Here is a 26,995-nt window from a genome sequence, read left to right as displayed (position 1 = left end):
AGCCGGGTACTTTGCAGCAGATTCAGGCCGCCAGTTCCTTGAGGTTGTACAGCAGGCCGCCGGCGGCGATCAGCAGCAGGGCGACGCCCGACGCCAGGCTGATGATGCGGTTGCTGCGCTGCGAGGCGATCTTGCCGATGGCGAAGATGTACAGGCTGAGCACGGCGAAATCGATGGCCACCCACAGCAGCGACAGCACCACCATGCTCTTGCCGAACGATTCGGTGATCTGAATGAACTGCGGGAAGAAGGCGATGAAGAAAATGATGTCTTTCGGGTTGGAAATGCCCACCATGAAGCCTTGCATCAGCCCACCGCGCCCAGCCTTGGGGGCCTCGCTCGCCGCGTCTGACGCGGGTGCCTGCAGGGCGTCCCTCAACGTGCCCATGGCAATGTAGCCGATGAACAGGCAGCCCAGCAGGCTCATGGTGCTGAGCCATGTTTTGTCGATGGCGGCACTGGTGAGGATGATCCACGCTGCCGCGCCGATCAGCACCAGTGATGCCCAGTTGGTGCCGACGGCGGTGAACATGGCCTTGCGCGAGCCGGAGGCGGCCGCAGTGTTGACGATCAGTGCCACCACCGGGCCGGGAGTGGCGATCAGTAGCAGCACGGTGAGGGCGTAGGTGGCGGTGAGTGCGGTATTCACGGTCAGTTCTCGATCAGTATGTCGGGTGTCGCCTGGTGTGCGGCATGGGCATGGAAGGGGCAGCGTGACGGGTTGAGCGAGCCTGCCTCCTGCAGTTGATACTGCTTCCACTCGTAGTTGTCGGTATCGCCGAAAAAGCCAAGGGTGTCGGGCACAACGCCGTCGTTGTAGTGGTGCACGCGCTCGCGAATCCGTTCGCGGATGCGCTTGCCACTCTCGGTGCTGGCGTTGGCCACTTCGTCGAAGTTCTCCCGCGGGTTGATGACGAAGGTGATGTGCTGGCCCAGATTGCGGCTTTTCATCTGCTGATGGCCGGGGAAGTTCATGTTGATGAACAGCGGCATGCCGGCATAGCAGAATGACCAGCCGGTATCGTCGGGATCGGTCGGGATGCCCTGCGGCCAAGGGTGAGGGTCGCGCGCATGCACGCCGCGCAGTACCTTCCAGGCCAAGGCCTGCTGCTCGGCCAGGCTGCTGCCGGCTGCGGTTTCGAGAAACACCACCAAAGGGCTGCCGATGCGCTGCTTGGGTGCGATCGGTGCGACGGTGCGCACATAGTTGGCCAGGCCCTGCGCGATATCATCGGCCAGTTGCTCGGCGCGGGCGAAGAGAATGTGGCAGGTTTCGCCGTTTACCGCCTTGCGGCCGAACAGGCAGGGGAATTCGGGGTTGGCGAGAATACTGCGAAAGTGTTCTATGGTTTTGAACGTCCAGTGTTGCATGGTGTGACCATGATCAGCGGCGAGCTCCAGCGCATCCAGGCGATAGCAATTTCCATATCCCGTAAACATGATTTCCCCAGGCGTTGATTTAAGTGAACGTTCCAGTCACATGCAGGCAGGATCTTGGTTATGTTTGTTATTTACCTGCATTTTCCGAGACGCTCTTGTCGTTGTAAAACGCGTGGAGTTATGACCTACTATTAGTCCTACTCATGCTCGGGACGCCGCCATGTCGGAACGGATTCAGGCCTTGCACGCGTTACGTGCCTTCGAGGTGGCCTCTCGCTATGGCTCTTTCACCCGTGCGGCTGAAGAGCTGGCCCTGACCCAGGGCGCCGTCAGCCACCACATCAAGACCCTCGAAGCCCTGTTCGGCTGCGACCTGTTCGAACGTCGGGGCCCGAAACTGAGCCTGACCGAGCACGGCCGCCTGCTGGCGCAAGAGCTGAAGGTCGGTTTCAAGATCATCGAGAATGCCTGCGCACTGCTGCGTCAGGATCGCTATGGCCTGCGCCTGAAGGCGCCGTCCACGCTCACGGTGCGCTGGCTGCTGCGGGCGCTGGATGCGTTCAAGAAGGTCGAGGACAACTGCAGTGTGCAGCTGTCCAGTGTGTGGATGGATATCGACAGCGTGGATTTCTATTCCGAGCCCTACGACTGTGCCATTCTCCTGGCCAGCGGGCGATTTCCCGCCGATATCGAGAGTTTCAAGCTGTTCGATGAATGGCTGATCCCGGTATGTCACCCGGATTACATGACGCAGGTGCAACCGCAACTGTCCGACCTGCCCCGATGCGAGTTCCTGCACCCGTCACCCGACCGGCGTGACTGGCGGCGTTGGCTGGCGCGAATGGATGCGCTGGACATCAGCATCGACCAGGGGCAGGTGTTCGATACCCTCGACCAGGGCATATCGGCCGCCCAGCAAGGCCTGGGCATTTCAGTGGTCGATCTGGTACTGGCCAGCACCGACCTGGCCGCCGGGCGCCTGGTCACGCCTTTCAAGCATGCCGTGGCCACCGGCGACGGTTACTACATGACCTGGCTCAAGGCCAGCCCAAAAGCGCGGCAGATGCACAAGCTGCGTGACTTCCTGCTCGGCCAGGTACCGCCGCTGGCCTACAAGGACATCAACTACCTGTACGGTTGAATACCCGAGCGAGCATGAAGTCGATGAATACCCGCAACTTTGGCGGCATCTGCCGCCCGGACGGCCACAGCAGATAGAAGCTGCCGCGCCGTTCCATGAAGTCGTCGAGGACACTGACCAGTGAGCCATCGGCCAGTTCGCGACCCACGTTGAAGTCCGGCAGACAGGTAATGCCGCGGTGGTTCAAGGCAAAGCAAACGCGTGTTTCGACGTGGTTGCAGACCATCGAGATGGGGATGTCATAGGCTTGCTCGGGATGCTCCTGGCGCAGCGGCCAGGTTTCCAGCTTGCCGTTGCTGGGGAAGCGATAATGCAGGCAGGTATGCGCCGGCGGGTCTGCTCGACCAGATCGCCGATGGCATGCACATCAGCCAGGCCATGGCTGGGCAATGGGTCACGGCGTATGCCTTGGGCTCGTTACTGACCGCCATCCCGTTGGTGACGTTGACCCAAGGCTGGTATCGGCGCCGGGCGCTGTTGCTGGCGATCATCGGCTTCGTGCTGTTCAACGGGCTGACGGCCTTGTCGAACTCCAACACGCTGACCCTGGTGCTGCGCTTTTTCACGGGGGCTGCGGCCGGCCTGGCATGGGGCCTGATTGCTGGCCATGCCCGGCGCATGGTGCCGGTGCCGTTGCAGGGCCGGGCCATGGCGCTGGCCATGCTTGGGCAGCCGATTGCCTTGTCGCTCGGCTTGCCGATTGCGACATGGCTGGGAGCGGGGCTGGGCTGGCGCGCGACGTTCGTGGTCGTCACGCTGGTGGCGTCGCAGCTGGTGGTGTGGGTGTTGCGATCCGTGCCGGACTACCCGGGGCAGGCTGCCGGCAAGCGCCCGGCGGCCATGCAGGTATTGCGCACGCCAGGGGTGTTGATCGTATTGCTGGTGATCCTCACCTGGATCCTTGGCCATAACATTCTCTACACCTATATCGTGCCGTTGCTGGCGGCGGCTGGCATGGCTGCGGACATTGGCCCGGTGCTGATGGTGTTTGGTCTGTCGGCGCTGGCCGGGATCGGCCTGGTAGGGCTGCTGGTCGACCGGCACCTGCGCAAGCTGGTGTTGCTGAGCCTGGCCGGTTTTGCCTTGGCCACGCTGGCATTGGGGCAGGCATCGTCGTGGCTTGTGTACCTGAGCATCGCCTTGTGGGGAATGACCTATGGCGGCGCCCCGACCCTGCTGCAGACAGCGTGCGCCGACGCCGCAGGCCAGGGTGGTGATGTGGCGCAGTCGATGCTGGTGACGGTGTGGAACTGCGCCATTGCTCTGGGCGGAATCATTGGCGGATTGTTGCTGGCTGGGGCCGGCGTGGCGTGGTTTGGCGGGGTAGTGCTGGGGTTGATCGCCTTGGCCTGGCTGCTGGCCGTGGCCGGGCGGGGAAGCGGTTTTGTGGCGGGGAGGCGCTAAAACACTCATGCCAGGCACGACACAGGTAGAATAACGCCATCTAAAGACAATCCAGAGGTCGACGCAGTGGAGTTGCAGCAGGGTTTTGTCCTGACCCGGCACTGGCACGATACGCCGGAAGGCACCTGCGTGGAGTTCTGGCTGGCCACCGATGACGGGCCGCGGCTGTTACGGCTGGCTGCGCAGGAGTCGGTGGCTTTCATTCCTCAGGCGCAGGCCGAGCACGCCCGTGTGCTGCTGGCCAACGAAACCGGGACGAAGCTCAAGCCACTGCGCCTGAAGGACTTCGAGCATCGCCCGATGCTCGGCCTCTATACCCGCCAGCATCGCCAATTGATGCAACTGGAGCAGCGTCTGCGCACGGCCGGTATCGACGTGTTCGAGGCCGATATCCGGCCGCCGGAGCGTTACCTCATGGAGCGCTTCATCACGGCACCGGTGCAGTTCACTGGCCAGCCGGATGCGCAGGGCGTTTACCGGGAAGCCCAGCTCAGGCCTCTGCCAGGCTATCGCCCGGCGCTGCGCCTGGTGTCGCTGGATATCGAGACCAGCGAGCGTGGCGAGCTGTACAGCATCGCGCTGGAGGGCTGTGGCCAGCGCCAGGTGTACATGCTCGGCCCGGCCAACGGCGATGCCAGCGGGCTTGACTTCGACCTGGAGTATTGCGCCGATCGCGCCGCCTTGATCACCCGGCTCAACCAGTGGATGGCCAGGCATGACCCGGACGCGATCATTGGCTGGAACCTGGTGCAGTTCGACCTGCGCCTGCTGCATGAGCACGCCAAGTCGTTGCAGGTGCCACTGGCCCTGGGGCGCAACGGTGCGGTCATGACCCTGCGCAGCCATGCCGGTGGTGGCCATGTTTTCGCCGATGCGCCGGGGCGGCTGCTGATCGATGGCATCGAGGCGTTGCGTTCGGCCACCTGGAGCTTTGCCTCGTTCAGCCTGGAGAACGTTGCCCAGACCCTGCTGGGTGAAGGCAAGGCCATCGACACGCCGTACCAACGCATGGACGAAATCAATCGCCGCTTCGCCGAAGACAAACCGGCCCTGGCACGCTACAACCTGAAGGACTGCGAACTGGTCACGCGCATTTTCGCCCATACCCGGCTGCTCGACTTCCTGCTCGAACGTGCCTCGGTGACGGGATTGGCCGTGGACCGCAGCGGTGGGTCGGTAGCCGCGTTCTGTCACCTGTACATTCCACAGATGCACCGCCTTGGCTTTGTCGCGCCCAGCCTTGGCAGCCGGCCGGACGAAGCCAGCCCCGGCGGGTTTGTCATGGATTCGCGGCCAGGGCTTTACGACTCGGTGCTGGTGCTGGACTACAAGAGCCTGTACCCGTCGATCATCCGGACCTTTCTCATCGACCCGGTCGGGCTGATCGAAGGCCTACGCCAGCCTGACGACGCACATTCGGTCGAGGGCTTTCGCGGTGGGCGGTTTTCACGCACACAGCACTGCCTGCCAGCCATCGTCGAACGGGTGTGGCAGGGCAGGGAAGCGGCCAAGCGCGAGGGCAATGCGCCGCTGTCGCAGGCCTTGAAAATCATCATGAATGCCTTTTATGGCGTGCTTGGCTCCAGCGGTTGCCGTTTCTTCGACCCGCGCCTGGCGTCGTCGATCACCATGCGCGGCCACCAGATCATGCGCCAGACCAGGTCCCTGATCGAGGCGTGTGGCTACGATGTGATCTACGGTGACACCGACTCCACCTTTGTCTGGCTCAAGGGTGCCCACGCCGAGGAAGACGCGGCGCGCATTGGCCGAGAACTGGTGGCAAAGGTCAACCAATGGTGGCAAGCCCATCTGCACGAGACCATGAACCTGCACAGCGCCCTCGAACTGCAGTTCGAGGTGCACTACCGGCGCTTCCTGATGCCCACCATCCGCGGCACCGACGAGGGCAGCAAGAAGCGCTATGCCGGCCTGGTGCAGCGGGCTGACGGTGCTGAAGAAATGGTTTACAAGGGCCTGGAGTCGGTGCGCACCGACTGGTCACCGCTGGCCCGGCAGTTCCAGCAGGAACTCTACGGCCGTGTGTTCCGCAGCGAGCCCTACCGTGATTATGTACGCGAGTATGTACGGCGCACGTTGGCGGGCGAGCAGGACGAACTGCTGGTTTATCGCAAGCGCCTGCGTCGCCCGCTGGCCGATTACCAGCGCAACGTGCCGCCGCATGTGCGTGCCGCACGCCTTGCCGACGACTACAACAAGCGCCTGCAGCGCCCTCTGCAGTATCAGCGTGGTGGCTGGATCAGCTACGTGATCACCACCGCCGGGCCTGAGCCGCTGGAAAACCTGCAGGCACCGATCGACTACGATCACTACATCAGCCGTCAGCTACTGCCGGTGGCCGACGCCATCCTGCCCTTTGTCGGCGATGATTTCGCGCGCCTTACCGACCATCAGTTACTGCTGTTCTGAACAGGTGGTAGATAGCTAGGCGTCAGCCTGACGCTACAGTCTTCAGACTCGGCCCTCCATGTCGTCGCGGAGGCAGAGATGCAGAACAATAGCCGTCAACCATCGGCTGCGGTCGATACCCTTGCCATGGCACAAGCATGCCAGGACCACTACATCGCACAGCGGCTGCCGGCCTGGATGAAGCGGCTGAGCATGGCCGAATTCACCCTGCTGAGCGAGGCGCTGCCTGAACTGCTGGCCTGCCGTGCAGGCTTGGCGTCAGCGCTGGCGCGGCTAAGCAACCTGAATGCATTTGCCCGGCCCTTGCTGCAGCAAGCGCTCGGTGCCCACGGCGACCTTGATGTCGATCGCCTGTACTTTCGCCAGTGGTACACCTTTCCCTCACACACGATCCATTATGTAACCAGTCGGTTTCCGGTTGTCGGCAGCGACTACTACGACATTCCTCTGCTCGAGGCCGCTTTGGGCAATTTCACCGCAGAACAGCAGCGCGACCAGCCACAGGGCAATTGCCTGGTCGATGTGCGCGGCGCAAGGCGTAGTGAACTGTCTGCACCGGGCTTCGCCAGGCTGTGTCGAGCGCTGGATCTTGGGCAGAAATACCAGGCGCATCTGGATTCGGTACTTCAGCCCGAAGTCAGGGGATTGCTGACGCGACGGCAACGCTACAGCATGCTGGTGGATGCCCTGCAGGCCAGGGCGCAGGGCATATTGAGCGCAGACGAACTGCAGTGGGTGGTGGCGCTGTGCACCAAGGACACGCTCGGCAAGCTCGAAGGCGCCTCGGTTCGCGTACGCCAGTTGGCGGTGTTCGGTTGCCGCTTGCAGCAAATCGTCGTGCTGGACGTGATCGACGCAGGCTTGCTGTTCAACACCAGCAAGCGCGTGCTGGTCTATGTACCGGGTGACCCGCACGGCCCCTGGAGCGTGCGCAGCGACCTGGAAGATTATGCCCGCCGGGTGCTTGGCAAACGCCTGCGCGAAGATGACTACCGGCGCTTCTTCAACCGCTTCGTGCGCCGACGCGATAGCCAGCGATTCTTCTCGGCCGTCAGTGAGCGCCTCGATGACGTGCCCAGCTGGGCTACCCGGGACCTCGATGAGCAGACCTTCGCCTATCGCCTGCCATTGTTCGAACACCTTGCTGACGACTGGGTCGCGCGGATCAAGGACGATGCTGCGATGATCGCGCCGCCCGTGGCCTTGCTTGATCGCGAGGTCCAGGCCGAACACGCCCGCCGTTTGCGTGCTGAAGGCTGGACCCTGTTGGGTGTTGCAGGGTTCTTCGTTCCTGGCATCGGCGCGGTGTTGTTGGGGGTGATGGCCTGGGAACTGCTTGAGCAGACGTTCCAGGCTGTAGGGGACTGGCAGGAAAACGAGCGCAATGCAGCGCTGGCGCACCTGCTGAATGTAGGCAAAGGGCTGCTGGCTGTCGGGGCAACCGTTGCCGTAGTCGCCACGGCCCGACGCGCCTGGAGTGTGGTGGACAACCTGGTACCGGCGCAGTTGGAAAACGGTGAGGAAAAACTGTGGAACGCAGACCTCGGCCCCTATCGCTGCGAAAGCCCGCCAGACACGGCGGTGCCGGACATGGAGGGTGTGCACCGTGTTGGCGAGCGCCGCTGGATCAGCATGGACGGGCACTGGTATGAGATGACCTGGCACAATGACGATGAACAGTGGCAATTGCTCCCTTACCAGGGCTATGCGCCGCAGCTCCGTCACAATGGGGCCGGTGCGTGGCGGCTGTGGTGCGAACAGCCCGCCGAGTGGGGCGACACACGCCAGTTGTTCCGCCGCCTGGGCGGGTCATTCAGCGACCTCGACGATGCGCAGATCGACCGGTCGCTGGCGATTCATGGCCTGGATGATCAGCATCTGCGGGCATGGCATGTGTATGGCCGACCGCCGGAGGCCGCGCTGCTCGACACCGTCACGCGCGTGCGGCTCGCCGGCAGGATTGGTACGTTGGTCAACCAGTTGCGCGAGGGCGGTGTAACCGCAGACCCGCAACTGCTGGAGCGGGTCATGCGCCTTCCACAAGCCGCCGGCAAGGAAGGAGCAGCGTTGGCCGATGTGGCTTGGGCCGGGCGACGAGAACTGCTTCAGGCGTTGTACGAAGAGCAGAATCCCGACACTGAAACTGGCCGCCTCTTACGACAGAACTTTGCCAGCCTGCACCGCTTGGCCGCGGATGAGGTGCTGCGCGATGCCAGCGAGGATGACCTGCAGCTTTTGCGTGAGACGGGGCGTGTGCCGTTGCTGATGGCCGAGGCAGCAAGGTTGCAGGTTGCGCGGATTCGAATGGCGCGGGTGTACGAGGCGCTGTGCATCGATACGCCGCAAAACCTCGACCTGGCGCGTGTGGTCCTGAATCTGCTGGTGCATGTGCCGGGGGCTGCCGGGCCGGGGTGGCGATTGTACGACGGTGATGCCAGCGAGCCGTTACTGACGGTCGAGGGATCGGCGCAGACGTTCGACCTGCTTCATCGTCATGGGCTGTTCCGCCTGCGTGCCCCAACGCACACGGTTGCCGGTGAGAGGGGGGAGTTGTTCGAGACCTTGGCAGCAGCCTATGACGACGCATCGCAAGCGGCCATCGGCCAAGGCCAGCCCTTCGTGCCTGCGTTGCGCCAGGCGCTGACCAACGTGGCTTTCGACCAACGCCAGACCGTGGTGAACCTGCTCAGGCTGGAACAGCCGAGCGGCTCGTTTCTCGCGCCGCAACGTCTTGCTGATGGCCGGATTGGTTACCCCATGGCGGGCGGCAGGCTCTGGGGGGCGTTAGGGCGAAACAGGCCAAGGGCGCTTCAGGCCCGGTTGCGAGACCTGTACCCGGCCTTTACCGACGAACAGATCGGGCGCTGGTTGGCCTCAAGTGACGCGCAGGCCAGGTTATCCATGCTGGAGCAGCAATATGGGGTGCTCAAAAGGCACTTGACCCAGTGGGCACGCAGTGCCTTGCTGTCACCAGAACTGGCCGCCCGGCGTGAGTTCAGGAAGGGGCTGATCAACTGCTGGCGCTGTCTTGTGCCGGAACTGCAAGGGCAAGCAGCACTGGACGACGGGCGCTTCATGCTGACCCAGACCATCAGCCGCTTGCGCCATCTGCCGGCCCTGCCCGCGCAAGTGGGCTTTCCCCACGTCTCGATCCTGGCCTTGCGCACCATGCGCGTGGAGCACGTTCCGGACGAGTTTCTGCGGGCGTTTCCCAACTTGCGCAACCTGGAAATCACCCATTGCCGACTCACGCGTTTGCCATTGCCTTTGATGCTTGCCCAGAAGCTGGAGGTACTCGACTTGTCTGGTAACCAGATCACGCTCGACCAAGGCCAGGCGTTGGTCCTGGCAGATTGCCGGTCCCTGGTGTACCTGAACCTTTCGGACAACCCGTTGCGCAGGGCATTTTCCGTCCAGGCAATGACCGAACTGAATGCCCTCTACCTGTCAAACACCCAGATGCCCGGGTTTCCCTACGGGCTGATGGACGCGCCAGAACTGCACACCCTGAACCTCAGCGACAACCGTATTTCTGAACTGCCCGAGGGTTTTCATCAGTCGCAGTTGTGGCGTTCGGGCAGGGTCGAGCTTTCCGGCAATCCGCTGGGGGGCGCGCATGACGGGGTTTCAACCTGGCATTTGCTTGAGGCCAGTCGCGTGCCTTACCGGTTGCGTATTCTGGATGCGTTGCCTGGCGAACGTCGAGATGAAATGGCTGCACTGTGGGCCCATCTGGAGGCCGAGCAGCAATCGGAAGAGTTTTTCAATACCCTGTCGATGCTGACAGAATCCGGCGCCTTCAGTTTCTCATCGACTGCATCCGCGTTGGCGGCCCGTGTGTTCGACATGCTCCAGGCGATGTCTGAGCATGATGTCCTCAGGCAAGAGCTGTTCGAGCACGCAGCTGCGACCGGTTGCCAGGATAACGCCACCGCACGTTTCGCCGACCTGGAACTGCGAGTGATGATATGGCGCACGAGGCACAGCGGATCTGCCCGGCCTGAGCGGGCCTTGCTGAAGCTCGGTGCCCGGATGTGGCGGTTGGCGGTGCTTGAGCAAATTGCCGCTGAACATGCTTATCGGGTGGGGGCGGGCGCTGAATCGATCGAATTCGCCTTGGCCTATCGAATCGGCTTGCGCAAGTCTCTGGACTTGCCTGGCCAACCCGATGAAATGCTCTATGCAGGGATCCCTGCCTTGAGTAACCAGGACCTTCTCCTGGCCCGTGAAAGGGTCCTGGCGCGACAGACCCGGGAGGGCATTGCTGATTACCTGTCACGCCAGTGGTTCTGGCAGGATTACCTGCACAAGACTTTCCCGGTTCGCTTGCAAGTGCCACCCTCCATGCACGCTGAACTGGAACGGCTGATGGCGTTGGGAAATCGGGAAGAGGATATCGCACGGCTGCAGACCAGCAACCAGCAACGCGAGCATGCGGTGTTGCTGCAGTTGACGCTGGAGGCGCTGGACCGGAATACGGTGCAGCGTCCGCTCAGCTAGCGGGTTGGCGGTTGTCTGAGCGCAGGCATTAGCTATATAGCGCCTGGCGGGGAGCAGGCAACTTAGTCTGGCCTCTTTTCATGAAGAGGCCCCCGCTATGGACACCACTTTGCCGTCAGATGCGCAGGCCGCCATCGATGCTTTCCAGGACGGCATCATCGGCAGGCGCCTGCCACCCTGGTTGCGTCATGCACCTGCTGAGCAACTGCCTGAGATCGGCAGGGCATTGTCAAACAGCCTTCGCTGCTGTGAGCAAGTGAACACGGTGCTGCGAGGCATCGAAGGCCTCGACAGTTTCGTCGCATCAGCCCTGGGAAAGGCCCTCGACGAGCGTTATGGGCTTGGCCGTAACCCGCACTTGCTCAGGTTCCTGGAGGGCCGCCGGGAAGCTGTGATCAACAGTCAGCCGGTGGGCGCGCACCTGACGGCCGTGGTCTATGAAGAAAAGCCGCTGCTCGAAGTGGCATTGCGCAACTTCACGGCCGCCCAGGCGCAGGAAGGTGGCCAGCCGCGCGGTAACCGCCTGCTGCTTCCCCGCCACGGCACGGTCAAACCCCCTACAAGCATCGAGTTTGCCGGACTGTGTCGTGAGCTGGACCTGGGTGAGCGCTATCAACGTCATCTGGATGCCATCCTCACGCCCGCTGGCAATGCCGAGCGCCTGGTGTCTCAGCTTGTAGATGCCAGGCGCTACACCATGCTTGTGGACGCCTACAAAGCCAGGCAGGAGGGAACGCTGGATGCCAGCGAACTCAATGTGATGGTGGCTGTGTGCGAGAAGGGGGAGCTGCCGCGCCTGGCGGGCGACCTTGTGCTGGCCAGGCAACTGAAATTGCTGGGTTGCCAGATTGAGCAGGTCACCGTGTTCGTTGTCATTGAGCAGGGCGTCCTGTTCAACACGACGCGGCGGGTTTTGCTTTACGTGCCTGGGGACCCTTTTTCGCCCTGGCGCGCGTTCGAGAGCGTCGACAAACTGAACCGCGAACTGGGCCGTTGCTTGCGAGACAAGGCCTATCAGCGTTTCTTCAGCCGCTTCGTGCTGCGGCGAGACAGCCAGGCTTTTTTCGCCCAGGTCGCGGAGCGCTTCGATGACCTGCCGAGCTGGGCTTTCCGCGATCTCGAACCGCGCTTGCAGGCTTACCCGCAGCCGTTGTTCATCAGCCTGGCACAGGCACATATCCACCAGATCAAGGACGATGCGGCGATGATCGCGGTCCCCGTGGCCAGGCTGGATCGTGAGGTTCAGCGCCAGCATGACCTGCGCCTTGCCGCTGAAGGATGGGCGCTGCTCAACTTGGCCAGTTTCTTTGTGCCTGGGGTTGGCCTGGCGCTGCTGGCCGTGACGGCCTGCGAACTGCTGGGCGAGGTCTACCATGGCGTCGAGGCCTGGCAGGAAGGCGATCGCCAGGAGGCGCTCGACCATTTGACCCATGTGGCGACAGACCTTGCTGTGCTCGCGACCACGGTAGCCGGGGTGGGTGTGGCTCGACGGGTTTGGGCACGCTCTGCGAAGGTCGATGCCCTGGTGCCGGCTCGGCTGGAGGACGGCACAGAGAAACTCTGGCAACAAGACGTGACTCCGTTTCAAAGCCAGGCACCCGTTGAAGCCTTAAGCCCGGACGCCTTGGGTATTCGGCATCAGGACGGGCTGGCCTGGATCGAAATGGACGGGCATCACTATCGCGTGACAGAGGCGGGTGATGATCAATGGCAGTTGTATCCGGTCGACGGCCACGGGCCGTTGCTGCGTCATAACGGCTCTGGTGCCTGGCGATTGTGGTGCGAGCAACCGGCTCGATGGACCGACAGATACCGCATGTTCCGGCGTCTGGGCGAGCCCTTCAGTGGGCTGAATGACGAACAGATCGATCAGGTTCTGCTGTTCCACGGCCTTGATGGCGACGACCTGCGTGGCCTGCATGTACACGCCCAGGCACCGAGCCCCGGGATGATCGACAGCGTGGCGCGGGTCAGGCTTGATCAACGCATCCGCAGCATGATTGGCCGTCTGCGCAGCGGCGAGCCGGTAGCAGATACAACAGTGCTCGATCACGCTCGGCGCCTGCCAGGTGCGAGTGGCCTGACAGATCAGGCACTGGCCGCGTTGGCCTGGACGCAGCGCCGAACACTGCTGCAGCACCTTTTCGAAGCCTTGCAGCCCAGCGACACCCCCGGCAGCGCGGCGCTGCGCCGGGTGTTCCCGGGGCTGAGCGCGCGCACTGCGCAAGCACTGGTACAGGCCGCCAGCAGCGTTGATCGCATGCGGCTGCTGTCCAGCGGAAGGGTTGCACTGGGGCTGGCCGAGGCGGCAAGGGGCAGCGTGCTGGCTACCCGCCAGGCTCGGGTATTTGAAGCGTTGTACCTTGATACGCCGCAGCATGCAGACCTGGCACGGGTGGCCTTGGGCTTGTTGCGGTATCTACCCGGAAGCGAACAAGGTGTGCGCTGGCGCCTGTACGAAGGCTCCCTGGGCGGGCCGATACTGGCGAAGACCGAGCAAGGGCCGCGGGCGTTCGATCTGGTGCACGTCAACGGTAGGTTTCAACTGCATGGCAGCCAGGGCACGGCGCTGGGTGAGGCAGGCGAGTTGTTCGATGTCATGGCGTCAGCCTATACCGAAGCGCAACGGCAGGCGATGGGGATCGGCGATCCATTCGCGCACAACCTCAGGGTGATACTGGCGCGCGAAGCGGCACGCCATCGTGATGAGATCAGTCGTTTGCTTGGCGCGGTACGCCCAGGTGCTGCCCGAGGGCCCATGCGCTTGGCCGATGGACGTATTGGCTATCCGCTGGGTGGTGGCGGAGTAGGGGGTTTTGCATCAAGGGGGAGTGCCCTGAGGGCAACGCTGCGCGATCTCTTTCCGTGGTTGAGTGATGAGCAGGTCGAGACCTTCGCCGATGACGCCAGGCGTTCAGGGCATCAGATTGAACACGTACTGGCTGACCTTCGCAATGAGTTCGCCATCCTGCGCATGACACTGAATACCTGGGTGGCACGAGGGCAGGGCGATGTCAGGGAAGATCGAGAGGCTCTACGCCAGACGTTGTTCAATTGCTGGCGGCGGTCGGTGGGCGTGGGGGAACTGCAAATCAATGCACAGGAAAACCTCCACGTCATGTTCTGCAATTTCAGATCGAGCGGCTTGCCCAACATACCCCCACAGGTCAGCTTCAGAGGTGTGACCAGCCTGTCGCTGCTGCACCTTGACCTTCTGGAGGTGCCCAGCAGCCTATTGCTGGCTTTCCCTAACCTGCAGACCCTCGATCTGGGAGGGAACCTGTTGACGCGCCTTCCGCAGCCGTTGCTGCAGATAGCGCAGCTGCGGCATCTGAGCCTGACCAACAACCGGATCGTCCTGAACATCGCACAAACCGCCACACTGGCCAGTTGCACGAGCCTGCAGTCTCTCGACCTGTCCCACAACCCCCTGGGGAGCCGGTTCACGTTGGCGGGTTTGGCTGAATTGCGTTGGCTGAACTTGCGCGACACACAGATCTCGCAGTTTCCACTGGGCGTGTTCGACAACGCTCAGTTGGTATCCATTGACTTGCGGGATAACCGGATCAGACACATTCCAGAGGGTTTCTACCAGTTGCCCGTGTGGCAGCGGCGGCGGTTCCGCTTGAATGCGAACCCCTTGGGCGAGGCCCAGACGTTACGCTTGCAGGCTTCGTTGAGCAGCGACGATCCTGCCCTCGACGAGGAGCAAGTGCTTCTGCGGCTGCAGCACGCGCGTGAAGTATGGGGGGATGCCGTGGCCCCGGAGCATCGCGGCTTGATGCTTGCTGCCTGGGACTCGCTGGATTCAGGGCAGGACGCCGAGCGTTTTTTCCGGGTGCTTCGCCAGTTGTTGCTGTCCGAAGACTTTCGTGTCAATGCGCGTGCACTGGGCAATCGGGTCATGGCGGTACTGCAGGCGATGGCCATTACGCCAGAGCTGCGGCAGAACTTGCTGTCGGTGGCCAATGATGAGTGGGGGTGCCAGGACGGTGCAACCTGGTGCTTGAGTAACCTTGAACTGAACTTGCTGGTTTGGCAGGTTGAGCACGCGGCTCAAGGAGAAAGCGAACGCGCTTTGCTAGACCTGGGCAGGCGTTTATGGCGCCAGGATGCAGTAGACCTGTTCGCTACCCGATGGGCGCTACAGCATGGCAGGGCGCTGGAAGGAAGCGAGGTGGGGTTGGCTTTCAGGATCGGGCTGAGGGAGCGTCTCGACCTGCCATTGCAGGTGGGAGAAATGAGCTTTCTTGCGATCTCAGGCGTTCTGGATGCGGACCTTGCACAAGCAGAGGCTGCGGTGCGGGATGCAGAAACCCCGGAAGAGGTTGCCCGCTCCATGGTTGACCGTGAATTCTGGCAGGCGCATCTGGAACGTTCCCACCCTGAGCGATTCGCTGCGGTCGACCTGCCGTTCAGAAGGCAGCTTGAAAGGGTCCTTGACGACGAAGCGCTGAGCGAAGGGGCCATGATCGACCAGGCGGATGCCATTCGTGATGCTCAGCGCGCTGCACGCAGAGGGCTGATGCTGGATTTGACGATTCAAGCGATGGAAATGGGACCCAAGGGGCCATCGATCGATGTACGTTGACATGCGCTCAGGGTAAGGGCTTGCCCGGCCCTGCCAAAGCGGCTTTGGGCTATGCTCAATCAAGCTGAATGTGGTTTGTACCAGCGCCGTAGTCTTGGCTTCAGATGGCTCGGAAATCGACAGTTACTTTTACACACCCCGTTCTGGAATGAAGTGGTTTAGGCTCCCTGTCGGATTTTTCTCCGTGATCTGTAGTCATTGGTTTATCGAGACAATAAGGAGATACGCATGCTTGTCCGGTCACTGACCCTCGCAACCTTGCTTGCTGTTGCCGGCCCCCTGTTTGCCGCAGACAGTGATGCGCCTCTAGCCAAGGAACTGGGCAAGGCCAGGCCATTGGTGGTTATCGCTCCCAGCAGTGCCGACCCGACGTTGCGAGGGCTGAACAAGGCGCTTGAGGACCCGGCCACCCAGGCCGCGTTCAAGGAGCGCAACCTTGTCCTGTACAGCGTCGCCAACATGATGGGCAAGCGAGAAGACAAGAACCTGGAGCAGCAGACCACAATGGCCCTGATTCGGGAACTGAAGCTGGGGGCGAGCAAGGGTACCAAGGTGATTCTGGTGGGCAAGGACGGTGAGCGGCACATGCTCAAGGACGACGACACCGGCGAGGCCATCGACCCGCAGGTGATCCTCAAGGCGGTCGATGATCTGCCTGCCAGCGAAAAGGCGGTGGCGGCACCCGAGCCCGTAGCGGCGGCCCCGCAAGCCAAGGAAAAGGACAGCAAGCCGGCCAAGCCCGCCAAGCCAGCGGCCCCGCCCAAACCGCTGGAAGACTGATCACGCCTCATGGCCCCAAGGCACCTTGGGGCCCGTTGCCGGGTGGTGTGTATCGCACTGTATCTGCCTGTGCTGCAGACCTACTGCCATACAAAAGCGCGCCTGGCACGATACATCCCCGACAAACCGCAACGGCCTAATGGCTCCACTTTCCAACCCCAGTGGAGCTGCATCATGACTCAAGCAAAAAACACCCTCGGCCTGCTCGGCGCCGCCCTGATCGGCAGCATGGCATTGAGCAACAGTGCGTTCGCCGTCGAGCCGCTGGCTCAAGGTTACCAACTGGCCTCGGCCAAAGTGGCCGGCGAGGGCAAGTGTGGTGAGGGCAAGTGCGGGGGGAGCGGCAAGGCTTCCCAAAGCGAAGGCAAGTGCGGTGAGGGTAAATGCGGCGCCGGCGCCAAGGCTGGGGCTGAGGGCAAGTGTGGTGAAGGCAAGTGTGGTGACGCCTCGTTCGCCGAAACCGACAGCAATCACGATGGCAAGGTCTCGCGCGATGAGTTTCTGGCGGTGGCCAAGGACCGTGCCGGTGATTTCGACACGATCGATCGCAACCATGACGGTTTCATCTCCGAGCAGGAAGCGGCCGATCACCTCAAGGCGATTTACCAGGCCAATGGCAAAGCCATGCCGGATGGCTTGTTCAGCCACCTGACCGGCAAACCCTGACGTTCTACCCCATGAAACGCCACAACGCTCCTCCTGCTGGCCAGGTGGGGCGTTGTGCCTGTTGGAGAACTTTTATGTTTCCTGCGATGTTGAACGTTGGCCTAGGCTTGCGTCGCGGCCTGTTGCCGGAACTGCTGGCCATGGAGGCGGGTGCAGTGGACTTTCTCGAGTGTGCGCCGGAAAACTGGATTGCCGTGGGCGGCGCCTATGGCAAGGGCTTGGCCCAGTTGGCGGAGCGCTTTGCTGTCACCTGTCATGGGTTGTCTTTATCGCTGGGTGGCAGTGCGCCGCTGGACCGCCATTTCCTCGAGCAGACCCGGCAGTTTCTCGACCGATACCAGGTGCGACTGTACAGCGAGCACCTGAGCTACTGCAGTGATGACGGGCACCTGTACGACCTGATGCCCATCCCGTTCACCGATGAAGCCGTACGCCATGTGGCCGCGCGCATACGCCAGGCTCAGGAGCAGCTGGAGCGGCGCATTGCCGTGGAGAACATCAGCTACTATGCCGCGCCGTATCAGGCGATGAGCGAGCTCGACTTCATCCAGGCGGTGCTCGAAGAAGCAGATTGTGACCTGCTGCTGGACGTCAACAATGTCTATGTCAACGCCTGCAACCATGGCTACGACGCCCAGCAATTCCTTGCAGGCTTGCCTCAGGCGCGCGTGGCCGGGATGCACGTTGCCGGGCATTACGATGAAGCGCCGGACCTCAAAGTGGATACCCATGGGGCAGCCGTGAAGGAGGATGTCTGGGCGCTGTACGCCAGCGCTTGTGCGCGCTTTGGCGTACAGCCGACGGTGCTTGAACGTGATTTCAACTATCCGCCCTTGGCCGAACTGTTGGCCGAGACGGCGCGTATGCGTGCCGTGCAATGCGCTGCCGGAGGGCAAGCAGATGAATGAGACCCTGCGTGCGCAGCAGTATGCCTTGGCCCGTCACCTGCGCGACCCACAGCGCCATGCCCCGCCGCCCGGCGTCGAGGCCCGGCGCCTGAAGGTTTACCGTGAGTTGTTCTATGGCGCCATCGAAGGCTTGCTGGCTGGCAACTTCCCGGTGATGCGCCAGGCGTTGGGCGAGCAGCGCTGGCATGCCCGAGTACGTGATTTCTACGCCAGTTACCGTTGCCAGACGCCTTTGTTTACCGAAATTGCCGAGACGTTCGTCGACTACTTGCAACATGTGGCGCTGGACACCCCTTGGCAGCTGGAGCTGGCGCACTATGAGTGGGTCGAGGCGCAACTGTACCTGAGCGATGCCGAGGACCCGGCGCATGACCCGAGTGGTGACCTGCTGGCTGGAGAGCCATTGTTGTCTTGTGTGGCGCGGGTCCTGGCCTATCGTTGGCCGGTGGAACGCATTGGCGTGGACTACCAGCCAACGGCTGCCCCAGCATCGCCGAGCTTGTTGCTGGTTTATCGCGATGCCCGGTTGCAGGTGCGCTTTGCCCGGTTGGCACCTATGGCGTATCGGTTGCTGGTGGAGCAGGGGACCGGAAGAGAGCGGCTGCAGGCATTGGGCGGGGATGTGCAGCAAGGGTTGGCATTGTTGGAGGTATTGCGCGAGCAGGGTGTCATTGTCGGAACAGTTTGAAGGCATTGGGGGGCTGCGCAGCAGCCCCCGATCCTCATCTGCCGAACCGCATGCCCAGCCAATGATCGAGGCTAAGGCGCCCGGCGCCCTTGAGCAGCAGTGGCAGCAACGCCACCAGGTAGATCAGCGGCAACTTGTAATTGCCGAAGCCCTGGTCGGTAATGGCATAGCCTTGGGCCAGTTCCGCCAGGCCCGACCAGTGCGCCGGCCAGTGCACTGCCACTATCGCTACAACGGTCACCACCATCAAACCCAATGATGCCAGCCGGGTACCCAGGCCCAGCAACAGCAGCAACGGCAGTACCAACTCGGCCCACATCGACAGCTGCCAGTTCAGCTCCGCGGGCAGCAGGTTGAAGGGGAACGGGAAGCTGGACTGCAGGTCGGCGAACCAGTTGCTGCCGTTGAATTTCTCCAGGCCGGATTCGAAAAACTCCCAGGCCAGAAATACCCGTAATGGCACGTCGGCGCTCCAGCTGCCGAGGCGATCAACGGTGGTCAGGGTACGGGTCAAGGTCGTCATGTGCGGTGCTCTCTTCAGGCAAGGGCGCGGGTGCTGCGGCGTTGTTTACGGGCCACTTTGGCGGTGAGCTTGACGGCGATGGCGCTGAACATCAGGGCGAACGCCAGCGGGTACCCCCCCCCCATGGGGATGCGCTTGTAGAACGACAGACAGAACACGGCAGCCAGCACCCACATGCCGCTGCTGTGCAGCGCTTGCCAGGCACGGCCGCCCAAGAGCCGCATGGGGGCCTTGAACGAGGTGGCGGTGAGCAGCAGCAAGAACAGGTAGCCGACCGTGCCGGGCAGGCTGGAAGTGAGCGTGCGGCCGGCCCAGAACAGCTCGGGGAATTGCTGGGCGTAGCGATAGATCAGCACGCCATGCACGGTGTGGGAGAACGCGAATGCCAACCCCAGGTAGCGTCGCTCCTGAAGGATGCGGCGGCTTGCTGTGCCAGGCAGCAAGGTCACCAGCGACGAGGCCAGGAATGCCAGCAGGAACAGTGCGAACGAGCTACGTGCGGTGGCACGAATGGCACTGCGCAAGCCGTCTGGGTCGGGTTGGCTGGCCAGGACTATGGCGGTCATCGCCAAGGTCAGGCCGGCGAGGGCGGCGAACAGCTTCCAGCCGGAGGGCAAGGTGAGGGCTTTCATCAGGGACTCCCGGGGTGTGGTTGTGTGACCGGGAGTGTCTCGAGGCGGGGTATCTGCAGTGTGTCAGGGGGATGCAGTTGTGTATCTGTTTGTAGAGGCGACCTCGCGCTTTACAGGAGCGGCCCGATCGAGATCCAAGGCCGTTCCTGCCAACGATCGCACTTCAGGTGAGTTCGATCTGCGCGCACAACCCGCCCTGTTCGCGGTTGCTCAGGGTCAGCCGGCCCCCCATGGCCCGGATCAGCTGGTGGGCAATGGCCAGGCCCAAGCCGGTGCCACCCGTGCTGCGATTGCGTGAACCTTCCACCCGGTAGAACGGCTTGAGCACTTCATCCAGTTCGTCAACGGGTATCCCTGGCCCGTTGTCGAGCACGCGGATGATGGTGGCACTGCCCTCGCGCGACACTTGCAGCTCGGCAGCACCTGCAAACTTCAGGGCGTTGTCGACCAGGTTCACCAGTACCCGGCGCAGCGCATGCGGGCGGGTTTCCAGCAGGGTATCGCTGCTGCCGTGGCGCTCGACCTGGGCGCCGCTGTCCTGGTAGTCGAATACCAGGCTGTCGAGAAAGGCATCAAGGTTGACCCGGCAGGTCGCTTCGGTGCTGCTGTCCATGCTGCGGGCATACGCCACGCCTTCGCGCACCAGGTGTTCCATTTCATCCAGGTCGCTCCCGAACTTGTCCCTTTCGACCCCCTCATCCATCACTTCGACCCGCAACTTCATGCGAGTGATCGGGGTTTGCAGGTCGTGGGAAATGGCCGCCAGCAACTGCATGCGTTCCTTGAGGTGGGCAGCAATGCGCGCCTGCAGGGCGTTGAAGGCCACGGCAGCGTAACGCACCTCGCGTGGGCCGCTTTCATCCAGTTGAACGCCGGGCTGGTCCGGGTCGAGGTTGTCCACTGCCTGGGCCAGACGGGTTAGCGGGCCGATGGCCAGGCGTACCGCCAGCCAGGTACACAGCAACAGCACAGCCAGCTGAATCAGCAGCACCACGGGCAACCAACGGGCTACCGGGACCGGTGCTGGCGTCACGTCGATGGTCAGTGGCGCGCCGTCGGCCAGCTTCAGGTGCGCCTGGAAGTGCGCATTGGGCCCCGGGATTTCCAGGAAGGTCAGGCGGTAGTCGCTGCCAATGGCCTTGACGATCGACGCGGCGGCCATCGGTGGGTCACTGCTGGGCATCGCTTCGCCTTCCAGGCCCTGGTCCAGGCGATAGCGGTAGGTGCGCCGTTCCAGGCGTGGCAGCCAGGCGGCACGCTCGGCTGCGGGCAGGCGGTCAAGGATGGCAACCGAGGTCGCCACGTCCTGTTCGAGGTTACTGAGCATCATCGAGCGGCTGCTGATATAGCGCTCGTAGGCCTGCAGGCCGAACGACAGACCATAAGCCAACACCAGGCCGGTGAAGAAGATCAGCGCCAGACGCGAGGCCAGGGTGCGCGGCCATTTCATGAGGGGGTCTCGAGCAATTGCACCGGCAGCGAAAACACGTAGCCCTCGCTACGCACGGTCTTGATGCAGCTGGGCTCGCGGGCATCGTCACCCAGGCGCTGGCGCAGGCGGCTGACCAGCAAGTCGATGGAGCGGTCGAAGATGTCGGCTTCGCGGCCCTGGGTCAGGTTAAGCAGCTGTTCGCGGCTGAGCACCCGCTGCGGGTGGTCGAGGAACACCCGCAGCAGGCGGTACTCGGCGCCGCTCAGGGCCACCAGGGTGCCTTCGCTGTCGAGCAGGTGGCGCGCGGTGGTGTCCAGGCGCCATTGACCGAAACCCAGCAGGCGGCTGCTTTCACTGATGGTCAGGTTGGGCGGCAGCATGCGTGTGCGGCGCAGCACGGCGTTGATGCGGGCGAGCAGTTCGCGGGCCGAGAACGGTTTGGTCAGGTAATCGTCGGCGCCCATTTCCAGGCCGATGATGCGGTCGGTTTCGTCATTGCGGGCGGTCAGCATCAGCACCGGCGTATTGCGGTGCTTGCCGGCGCGCAGCTCGCGGCACAACAGCAGGCCGTCGTCGCCAGGCATCATGATGTCGAGCACGATCAGGTCGACGCTGTTGGCTTCGAGAAAGGCGCGCATCTGCCGGCCGTCTGCAACGATGCTGGTGCGCAGGCCGTTCTTCTTCAGGTAATTGCCGACCAGTTCGCGGATCTCGCGGTCGTCGTCGACGATCAGGATGTGATCGACGTGTTCCATGCGCTGGGTTCCTGTGCAAAGGGGGTTGGGCGCAGTGTACCGAGCGCGTTCGCCCTTGCCTGCGGGAGTTTGTATTGCAGTGTATCTGGCACGGGTAGGGATACAGCAGGAGGCACATCACAACGTTGGGCGACACATGCGGGATACCTGGCTGACGTGAAATGGTTCTCGACCGGGGAGCAACACTCCTCACACCCAAGTGTTACCCAGGAGAGAAGCCATGAACCTCAAGACTATCGCCAGCGCCAGCCTGTTCGCCGTGCTCGGCTTCGGTGCCATCGCCGCCCAGGCCGCCACTGCCCCGATGCAGGATGGCGGGGTCATGCAGTACCGCTACGGTGAGCCTCTGGATGTGAAGAGAGTGCTGTCGGTGCAGGATGATCAGCGCAATGCCTGCGGCCTGGTGAATACCCGAATGGACTACCTTGACTCCCATGGCCAGCGGCAAAGCGTGCAGTACCTCACCTATGCCACGGACGGTTGCCATGAAAACTGATCGGCGCCGGATGCTCAAGGCCGGTGGTTTTGCGCTGGCGCTGACGGGGCTTGGGTTGGCTGGGCACCTGAAGGCACGCGACAGCTACGGCGCCATGCCATCGCTGGCGGGCGCCAGCCAGTGGTTGAATTCGCCGCCCCTGGATGCCCCGGGGCTCAAGGGCAAGGTGGTGCTGGTGGACTTCTGGACCTGGGACTGCATCAACTGCCGGCGCAGCCTGCCGCATGTGAATGATTGGGCGCGGCGCTATGCCGATCAAGGGCTGGTGGTGGTAGGGGTGCACACCCCTGAGTTCGACTACGAGCATGATGTGGCGACTTTGCGGGACAAGGTAGCCCGGTTGGGTATCGGGTATCCGGTGGCGGTAGATAATGACTACAAGGTGTGGAATGCCTGGGGCAACCAGTTCTGGCCGGCGCATTACTTTGTCGACCGCAAGGGGCAGGTGCGCCATGTGCACTTTGGCGAGGGGGATTATGGTGGGCAGGAACAGGTGATACAGGCTTTGCTGGATGAAAAAGGGTGATTCTCCTGTACCGGCCTCTTCGCGGGCATGCCCCACAGGGACAGTGCAATCAGTAACGTTTGCGCAGTACCTGTGGGAGCGGGCGTGCCCGCGAAGAAGCCAACACTTTTCTATCAGGTGAAACTGGCAAAGTGCGCCTGCATCCGCGCCGCATCCGCCTGCCGCCCGCTGAACAGCTCGAATGCCTTCACCGCCTGGAACACCGCCATGTTGCTGCCATCCAGCGTGCGGCAGCCCAGTGCCCGGGCCGCGCGCAGCAGTTCGGTCTCCAGCGGGAAGTAGATGATCTCTGCCACCCACAGGCGGGGATGCAACAACTCCACCGGCAGTGGCGTGCCCGGTAGCTTGGCCATGCCCACCGGCGTGGTGTTGACCAGCCCGTCCGCTTCGGCCAAGGCTGTGGCCAGGTCGGTGCCAAGCACGGCGCGCTCCGCGCCGAAATGGGTGTTCAGGTTGTCCACCAACGCCTGCGCACGGGTCGCATCCACTTCGAACAGCACCAGCCGTTCTACCCCTTCACCCAGCAGGGCATGGGCCACGGCCGAGCCAGCGCCACCGGCACCCATCTGCACCACCTGGCGCCGTGCAACGTCGGGCAGGCCACGGCGCAAGCCTTCGGCAAAGCCCAGGCAATCGGTGTTGTGGCCGACGCGCTTGCCGTCCTTGAGCACCACGGTGTTTACCGCGCCGATACCACGGGCCTCGTCGGACAGCTCGTCGAGCAACGGCAGGATCGCCTGCTTGAACGGGTAGGTAATGTTCAGCCCGGTGAAACCGGTATGTTGCGCGGCTTCGAGCAGGCCGGGCAGGGCGCTGTCGTCCAGTTGCAACTGGTCGGCGTCGATCAGCCGGTACAGGTAGCGCAGGGCCTGGGCGTCGCCTTCGTGTTCGTGCAGGGCCGGCGTACGTGACAGTTGGATGCCGCGGCCGATCAGGCCGGCGAGGATGGCTTGCTGGCTCATGCCGCACGCTCCTGCAACAGCTCGGCGAAGTGGCTCAGCGCCATGCGGTAGCCGTGGCTGCCCAGGCCGCAGATGACACCGACGGCGATGGACGATACGAACGACAAGTGACGGAACGGCTCGCGTTTGTGCACATTGGACAGGTGCACCTCGATCACCGGCAGTTCGCTGGCCACCAGGGCATCGCGGATGGCGACCGAGGTGTGCGTCCAGGCGCCAGGGTTGATCACAATGCCGGCGCAGCGGCCACGGGCGGCGTGGATCCAGTCGATCAGTTCACCTTCGTGGTTGGTCTGACGGAATTCGATTTCCAGGCCGTGGGCGTGGGCAGTGTCGGCACATCCCTGAGCCAGGTCAGCGAGGGTTTCGTGGCCGTACTGGGCAGGCTCGCGGGTGCCCAGCATGTTCAGGTTGGGGCCGTTGAGCACGAGAATAAGGGGCTTCATGACGGGCATCGCTTTGTTGTTGTTGAATGCACGTAGTTTTGTACTGACTGGTTAGTTCCGTCAATTGGCCAAGATCGTCGCACCGGGAAAGTGGGCGATTATCGAACTTATTGGGCGTTGAATGCTCTGTACCCAGCCGTGCAAAGCTGCCCCTGCAACGAACCGCAGGGCGTCATTACAAAATTGTAATCTTGCCGCCACCGCCCCGATAACCAGCCCTTTCTACAGTCCCTCGCCAATGCTTCGCCCAGAGGACTGTTTCGTGCCCATCCCCCGCAAGATCGCCTTGCTCTGTCTGCTGCTGGCCAGTGCCACCGGCGCCCAGGCCAGCCAGGTGCTGAGCCTGCCCCAGGCGCTTACCGCCGCTTTCGCCCAGAACCCGGAGCTGGCTGCAGCCGGCCGTGAAATTGGCATTGCCGATGGCGAGCGGCGCCAGGCCGGGCTGCTCCCCAACCCGGAGCTGGCCTGGGAGGTCGAGGACACCCGCCGCGACACCAGCACCACCACCGTCACCCTCAGCCAGCCGCTGGAGCTGGGCGGGAAGCGCGGCGCACGTCTCGCCGTGGCGGGTGCCGGCCAGGCCATTGCCCAGCTTGACCTGGAGCGCCAGCGCAACGCCCTGCGGGCCGATGTGGTGCAGGCTTTCCACGCTGCCTTGCGTGCACAGACCGCGCTGGAGTTGGCTCAGCAGTCGCAGGCGTTGACTGAACGAGGTCTGCGGGTGGTGCAAGGGCGGGTTACGGCAGGCCAGTCATCACCGGTGGAGGCCACCCGTGCCCAGGTGCAACTGGCCCAGGCCCAGGCCGAAGTGCGTCGCGCGAAAACCCAGCGCAGTGTGGCCTACCAGGCCTTGGCCCGGTTGACGGGCAGCCCGCTGGCAAGCTTCGACCGGTTGCAGGCAGCCAACCTTTCGCCAGGCATTGCGCCGGGTGCCGACACCTTGCTTGACCAGGTCGAAAAGACTGCCGAATGGCGCCTGGCCGCTGCCCAGGTCGAGCGCGGCGACGCCTCCCTGGGGGCGGAAAAAGCCCAGCGTATCCCCAACCTCACCGTCAGCCTTGGCAGCCAGTACAGCCGCGAAGACCGGGAGCGAGTGAACGTGGTTGGCCTGTCCATGCCGTTGCCGCTGTTCGACCGCAACCAGGGCAATGTTCTGGCAGCTGCGCGTCGCGCCGACCAGGCGCGTGACCTGCGCAATGCCGTGGCGCTGCGTCTGCGCAGTGAAACCCGTAGTGCCATCAGCCAGTGGGAGGCGGCGATGCAGGACGTTGAAGCCTATGACCGCACCATCCTGCCTGCTGCGCAGCAGGCCGTGGACACCGCCACCCGCGGTTTTGAAATGGGCAAGTTCGCTTTCCTCGATGTACTCGACGCCCAGCGCACGCTGATCGAGGCTCGCGGGCTGTACCTCGAGGCGCTGGCCTCGGCGACCGACGCGCGTGCACAAGTGGAGCGGATCTACGGCGATCTCGATGGCGTGAGCAACAAACCCAATAGCAGGAGCAACAATGACTAACCCACGCAAGCTAGCCCTTCTGGCTGCCGCCATTGCTGCGCTTGGCCTCACGGGCCTGGCCTGGACCGGCAACCTCGGCCAGGCGTCCAAGGCTCAAGCCCCCCATGACGACCATGGTGAAGACAGCCACGGCCATGCTGCAGCGCAGGCCGTCGAAGGCCATGCAGAGAAGGAGCACGGCGAAGAAGAAGGCCAGCTGCACCTGTCTATCGCGCAGATCGAATCGGCTGGCATACAACTGGCTGCCGCAGGCCCCCGTGAGCTGGGCATCGCCATCAGCTTCCCGGGTGAGATCCGCTTTGACGAGGACCGCACCGCTCATGTAGTACCCCGCGTGCCGGGTGTGGTCGAAGCGGTGCACGCCGAGCTGGGCCAGGCGGTCAAGCGCGGCCAGGTACTGGCGGTGATTGCCAGCCAGCAGATCTCCGACCTGCGCAGTGAGCAGCAGGCCGCTCAACGTCGCCTGGAACTGGCGCGGTTGACCTTTCAACGGGAACAACAGCTGTGGCAGGAGCGAATCAGCGCCGAGCAGGATTACCTGCAGGCACGTCAGGCGCTGCAGGAGGCCGAGATCGCCCTGGCCAATGCTCGGCAGAAGGTCGCAGCGGTGGGGCCGGCCGGTGCCGGCAACCGCTATGAACTGCGCGCCCCCTTCGATGCGGTCGTCGTGGAGAAGCACCTGACCGTGGGCGAGGTGGTCGATGAGACCAGCAACGCGTTCACCCTGTCCGACCTGAGCCGGGTGTGGGCCACCTTCGCCGTGGCCCCTCGTGACCTGGGCAAGGTGGTGACCGGCCGTGAAGTCACGGTCAGTGCGCCGGACCTGGGCGCCCAGGTTCTGGGCAAGGTCAACTACGTCGGCAGCCTGCTCGGCGAGCAGAACCGTGCCGCCACTGTGCGTGCCACACTGGCCAACCCCAATGGCGCCTGGCGCCCCGGGCTGTTCGTCAATGTGGCTGTCAGCGTCGACCGCTTCGATGCCGCCGTGGCGGTGCCGGAAAGCGCCCTGCAAACCTGGGAGGCGCAAACCGTGGTGTTCGCCCGCACGGAGGAAGGCTTCGAGGCGCGCCCGGTGAAGACTGGCCGTCGCGATGCTGGCCAGGTGGAAATCACCAGCGGCCTGGCCGCCGGTACTCAGGTTGCAGCCGCCGGCAGCTTTGTCCTCAAGTCGGAACTGGGCAAGGGCTCGGCCGAGCACAGCCACTGATCACGGGGACACCTG

Annotated in this window: 22 protein-coding genes; 13 read left to right on the top strand and 9 right to left on the bottom strand. The window is 63.1% G+C overall.

Translation table 11 applies throughout. The annotated features are described in order from the left end of the window. Window positions 1–22: 22 nt before the first annotated feature. Both ACF8FB_RS12240 and ACF8FB_RS12235 read right to left on the bottom strand, forming a co-directional pair. Window positions 23–649, bottom strand: a complete 627-nt coding sequence (locus ACF8FB_RS12240) for a LysE family translocator (RefSeq protein ID WP_003250434.1) — start codon at window positions 647–649, stop codon at window positions 23–25. Between the two features lie 2 nt (window positions 650–651). Further along, window positions 652–1,440, bottom strand: a complete 789-nt coding sequence (locus ACF8FB_RS12235; protein ID WP_392511393.1) for a YqcI/YcgG family protein — start codon at window positions 1,438–1,440, stop codon at window positions 652–654. Between the two features lie 160 nt (window positions 1,441–1,600). Between ACF8FB_RS12235 and ACF8FB_RS12230 the strand changes: the two genes are divergently transcribed. Continuing rightward, window positions 1,601–2,521, top strand: a complete 921-nt coding sequence (locus ACF8FB_RS12230; RefSeq protein ID WP_010953346.1) for a LysR substrate-binding domain-containing protein — start codon at window positions 1,601–1,603, stop codon at window positions 2,519–2,521. Here the strand turns inward: ACF8FB_RS12230 and ACF8FB_RS12225 are convergent. After that, on the bottom strand, window positions 2,502–2,792 hold the full coding sequence (locus tag ACF8FB_RS12225) for a LysR substrate-binding domain-containing protein (RefSeq protein ID WP_232896363.1): 291 nt from the start codon (window positions 2,790–2,792) through the stop codon (window positions 2,502–2,504). The two genes, ACF8FB_RS12230 and ACF8FB_RS12225, sit on opposite strands and share 20 nt — an antisense overlap. On the opposite strand from ACF8FB_RS12225, the gene ACF8FB_RS12220 reads away from it, so the two are divergent. The 8 genes from ACF8FB_RS12220 to ACF8FB_RS12185 all read left to right on the top strand — a co-directional run bounded on the left by ACF8FB_RS12220 (window position 2,723) and on the right by ACF8FB_RS12185 (window position 18,485). Next, window positions 2,723–3,925, top strand: a complete 1,203-nt coding sequence (locus tag ACF8FB_RS12220) for an MFS transporter (protein ID WP_010953347.1) — start codon at window positions 2,723–2,725, stop codon at window positions 3,923–3,925. The genes ACF8FB_RS12225 and ACF8FB_RS12220 overlap by 70 nt on opposite strands. Before the next feature lie 66 nt (window positions 3,926–3,991). Beyond that, on the top strand, window positions 3,992–6,352 hold the full coding sequence (locus ACF8FB_RS12215; protein ID WP_064492426.1) for a DNA polymerase II: 2,361 nt from the start codon (window positions 3,992–3,994) through the stop codon (window positions 6,350–6,352). A gap of 78 nt (window positions 6,353–6,430) precedes the next feature. Then, window positions 6,431–10,852 (top strand): NEL-type E3 ubiquitin ligase domain-containing protein, encoded by a 4,422-nt coding sequence (locus ACF8FB_RS12210; RefSeq protein WP_392511392.1) that lies wholly within the window; start codon window positions 6,431–6,433, stop codon window positions 10,850–10,852. Window positions 10,853–10,949: 97 nt separating this feature from the next. Next, window positions 10,950–15,443 carry an NEL-type E3 ubiquitin ligase domain-containing protein gene (locus ACF8FB_RS12205; protein WP_392511391.1) on the top strand — a complete coding sequence of 1,498 codons (4,494 nt, stop codon included), beginning with the start codon at window positions 10,950–10,952 and terminating at the stop codon, window positions 15,441–15,443. Between the two features lie 228 nt (window positions 15,444–15,671). Continuing rightward, window positions 15,672–16,223, top strand: a complete 552-nt coding sequence (locus ACF8FB_RS12200) for a DUF4174 domain-containing protein (RefSeq protein WP_049587595.1) — start codon at window positions 15,672–15,674, stop codon at window positions 16,221–16,223. Between the two features lie 174 nt (window positions 16,224–16,397). Next, window positions 16,398–16,889, top strand: coding sequence for a hypothetical protein (locus ACF8FB_RS12195; RefSeq protein WP_049587597.1), 492 nt, complete (start codon window positions 16,398–16,400; stop codon window positions 16,887–16,889). A gap of 74 nt (window positions 16,890–16,963) precedes the next feature. Beyond that, window positions 16,964–17,797: a DUF692 domain-containing protein gene (locus ACF8FB_RS12190; protein WP_010953353.1), complete on the top strand. Its 834-nt coding sequence runs from the start codon at window positions 16,964–16,966 to the stop codon at window positions 17,795–17,797. Beyond that, window positions 17,790–18,485: a DUF2063 domain-containing protein gene (locus ACF8FB_RS12185; protein ID WP_392511390.1), complete on the top strand. Its 696-nt coding sequence runs from the start codon at window positions 17,790–17,792 to the stop codon at window positions 18,483–18,485. Before ACF8FB_RS12190 ends, ACF8FB_RS12185 begins: the two co-directional genes overlap by 8 nt. 34 nt (window positions 18,486–18,519) lie before the next feature. Here ACF8FB_RS12185 and ACF8FB_RS12180 read toward each other — a convergent pair whose 3' ends face one another. The 4 genes from ACF8FB_RS12180 to ACF8FB_RS12165 all read right to left on the bottom strand — a co-directional run bounded on the left by ACF8FB_RS12180 (window position 18,520) and on the right by ACF8FB_RS12165 (window position 21,827). Continuing rightward, window positions 18,520–19,008, bottom strand: coding sequence for a DoxX family protein (locus tag ACF8FB_RS12180; protein WP_350297646.1), 489 nt, complete (start codon window positions 19,006–19,008; stop codon window positions 18,520–18,522). A 14-nt stretch (window positions 19,009–19,022) separates the two neighbouring features. Beyond that, window positions 19,023–19,640, bottom strand: coding sequence for a ferric reductase-like transmembrane domain-containing protein (locus ACF8FB_RS12175; RefSeq protein WP_392510378.1), 618 nt, complete (start codon window positions 19,638–19,640; stop codon window positions 19,023–19,025). A gap of 163 nt (window positions 19,641–19,803) precedes the next feature. After that, complete coding sequence (locus ACF8FB_RS12170) at window positions 19,804–21,090, bottom strand: sensor histidine kinase (RefSeq protein WP_392511389.1); 1,287 nt, start codon at window positions 21,088–21,090, stop codon at window positions 19,804–19,806. Beyond that, window positions 21,087–21,827, bottom strand: coding sequence for a response regulator (locus ACF8FB_RS12165; protein ID WP_014591607.1), 741 nt, complete (start codon window positions 21,825–21,827; stop codon window positions 21,087–21,089). The genes ACF8FB_RS12170 and ACF8FB_RS12165 overlap by 4 nt, the downstream gene beginning before the upstream one ends. A gap of 220 nt (window positions 21,828–22,047) precedes the next feature. Between ACF8FB_RS12165 and ACF8FB_RS12160 the strand changes: the two genes are divergently transcribed. After that, window positions 22,048–22,323, top strand: a complete 276-nt coding sequence (locus ACF8FB_RS12160) for a DUF2790 domain-containing protein (protein WP_010953358.1) — start codon at window positions 22,048–22,050, stop codon at window positions 22,321–22,323. Between the two features lie 10 nt (window positions 22,324–22,333). Then, window positions 22,334–22,849: a thioredoxin family protein gene (locus ACF8FB_RS12155; protein ID WP_049587599.1), complete on the top strand. Its 516-nt coding sequence runs from the start codon at window positions 22,334–22,336 to the stop codon at window positions 22,847–22,849. A 113-nt stretch (window positions 22,850–22,962) separates the two neighbouring features. Here ACF8FB_RS12155 and ACF8FB_RS12150 read toward each other — a convergent pair whose 3' ends face one another. Beyond that, on the bottom strand, window positions 22,963–23,811 hold the full coding sequence (locus ACF8FB_RS12150) for a shikimate dehydrogenase (RefSeq protein ID WP_010953360.1): 849 nt from the start codon (window positions 23,809–23,811) through the stop codon (window positions 22,963–22,965). Continuing rightward, entirely contained in the window at window positions 23,808–24,257 is a 450-nt protein-coding gene (aroQ, locus tag ACF8FB_RS12145) for a type II 3-dehydroquinate dehydratase (protein WP_003250469.1), read from the bottom strand. Before aroQ ends, ACF8FB_RS12150 begins: the two co-directional genes overlap by 4 nt. A gap of 262 nt (window positions 24,258–24,519) precedes the next feature. On the opposite strand from aroQ, the gene ACF8FB_RS12140 reads away from it, so the two are divergent. Both ACF8FB_RS12140 and ACF8FB_RS12135 read left to right on the top strand, forming a co-directional pair. After that, window positions 24,520–25,773 (top strand): TolC family protein, encoded by a 1,254-nt coding sequence (locus ACF8FB_RS12140; RefSeq protein ID WP_239607863.1) that lies wholly within the window; start codon window positions 24,520–24,522, stop codon window positions 25,771–25,773. Then, entirely contained in the window at window positions 25,766–26,980 is a 1,215-nt protein-coding gene (locus ACF8FB_RS12135) for an efflux RND transporter periplasmic adaptor subunit (RefSeq protein WP_392511388.1), read from the top strand. The genes ACF8FB_RS12140 and ACF8FB_RS12135 overlap by 8 nt, the downstream gene beginning before the upstream one ends. The last annotated feature ends 15 nt before the right edge of the window (window positions 26,981–26,995 follow it).

Origin of the sequence: Pseudomonas sp. yb_2 (assembly GCF_043103905.1) — a bacterium.
GTDB lineage: Bacteria > Pseudomonadota > Gammaproteobacteria > Pseudomonadales > Pseudomonadaceae > Aquipseudomonas > Aquipseudomonas alloputida.
This window is presented reverse-complemented; position numbering and strand designations above follow the sequence as displayed.

What these genes read in the sequence shown, in the direction of transcription:
- ACF8FB_RS12200 (WP_049587595.1), top strand. Translation starts at nt 15,672, where the DNA reads ATGCTTGTCCGGTCACTGACCCTCGCAACCTTGCTTGCTGTTGCCGGC.
- ACF8FB_RS12195 (WP_049587597.1), top strand. Translation starts at nt 16,398, where the DNA reads ATGACTCAAGCAAAAAACACCCTCGGCCTGCTCGGCGCCGCCCTGATC.
- ACF8FB_RS12205 (WP_392511391.1), top strand. Translation starts at nt 10,950, where the DNA reads ATGGACACCACTTTGCCGTCAGATGCGCAGGCCGCCATCGATGCTTTC.
- ACF8FB_RS12160 (WP_010953358.1), top strand. Translation starts at nt 22,048, where the DNA reads ATGAACCTCAAGACTATCGCCAGCGCCAGCCTGTTCGCCGTGCTCGGC.
- ACF8FB_RS12230 (WP_010953346.1), top strand. Translation starts at nt 1,601, where the DNA reads ATGTCGGAACGGATTCAGGCCTTGCACGCGTTACGTGCCTTCGAGGTG.
- ACF8FB_RS12235 (WP_392511393.1), bottom strand. Translation starts at nt 1,440, where the DNA reads ATGTTTACGGGATATGGAAATTGCTATCGCCTGGATGCGCTGGAGCTC.
- ACF8FB_RS12150 (WP_010953360.1), bottom strand. Translation starts at nt 23,811, where the DNA reads ATGAGCCAGCAAGCCATCCTCGCCGGCCTGATCGGCCGCGGCATCCAA.
- ACF8FB_RS12135 (WP_392511388.1), top strand. Translation starts at nt 25,766, where the DNA reads ATGACTAACCCACGCAAGCTAGCCCTTCTGGCTGCCGCCATTGCTGCG.
- ACF8FB_RS12170 (WP_392511389.1), bottom strand. Translation starts at nt 21,090, where the DNA reads ATGAAATGGCCGCGCACCCTGGCCTCGCGTCTGGCGCTGATCTTCTTC.
- ACF8FB_RS12185 (WP_392511390.1), top strand. Translation starts at nt 17,790, where the DNA reads ATGAATGAGACCCTGCGTGCGCAGCAGTATGCCTTGGCCCGTCACCTG.
- ACF8FB_RS12165 (WP_014591607.1), bottom strand. Translation starts at nt 21,827, where the DNA reads ATGGAACACGTCGATCACATCCTGATCGTCGACGACGACCGCGAGATC.
- ACF8FB_RS12190 (WP_010953353.1), top strand. Translation starts at nt 16,964, where the DNA reads ATGTTTCCTGCGATGTTGAACGTTGGCCTAGGCTTGCGTCGCGGCCTG.
- ACF8FB_RS12210 (WP_392511392.1), top strand. Translation starts at nt 6,431, where the DNA reads ATGCAGAACAATAGCCGTCAACCATCGGCTGCGGTCGATACCCTTGCC.
- ACF8FB_RS12155 (WP_049587599.1), top strand. Translation starts at nt 22,334, where the DNA reads ATGCTCAAGGCCGGTGGTTTTGCGCTGGCGCTGACGGGGCTTGGGTTG.
- ACF8FB_RS12175 (WP_392510378.1), bottom strand. Translation starts at nt 19,640, where the DNA reads ATGAAAGCCCTCACCTTGCCCTCCGGCTGGAAGCTGTTCGCCGCCCTC.
- ACF8FB_RS12180 (WP_350297646.1), bottom strand. Translation starts at nt 19,008, where the DNA reads ATGACGACCTTGACCCGTACCCTGACCACCGTTGATCGCCTCGGCAGC.
- aroQ (WP_003250469.1), bottom strand. Translation starts at nt 24,257, where the DNA reads ATGAAGCCCCTTATTCTCGTGCTCAACGGCCCCAACCTGAACATGCTG.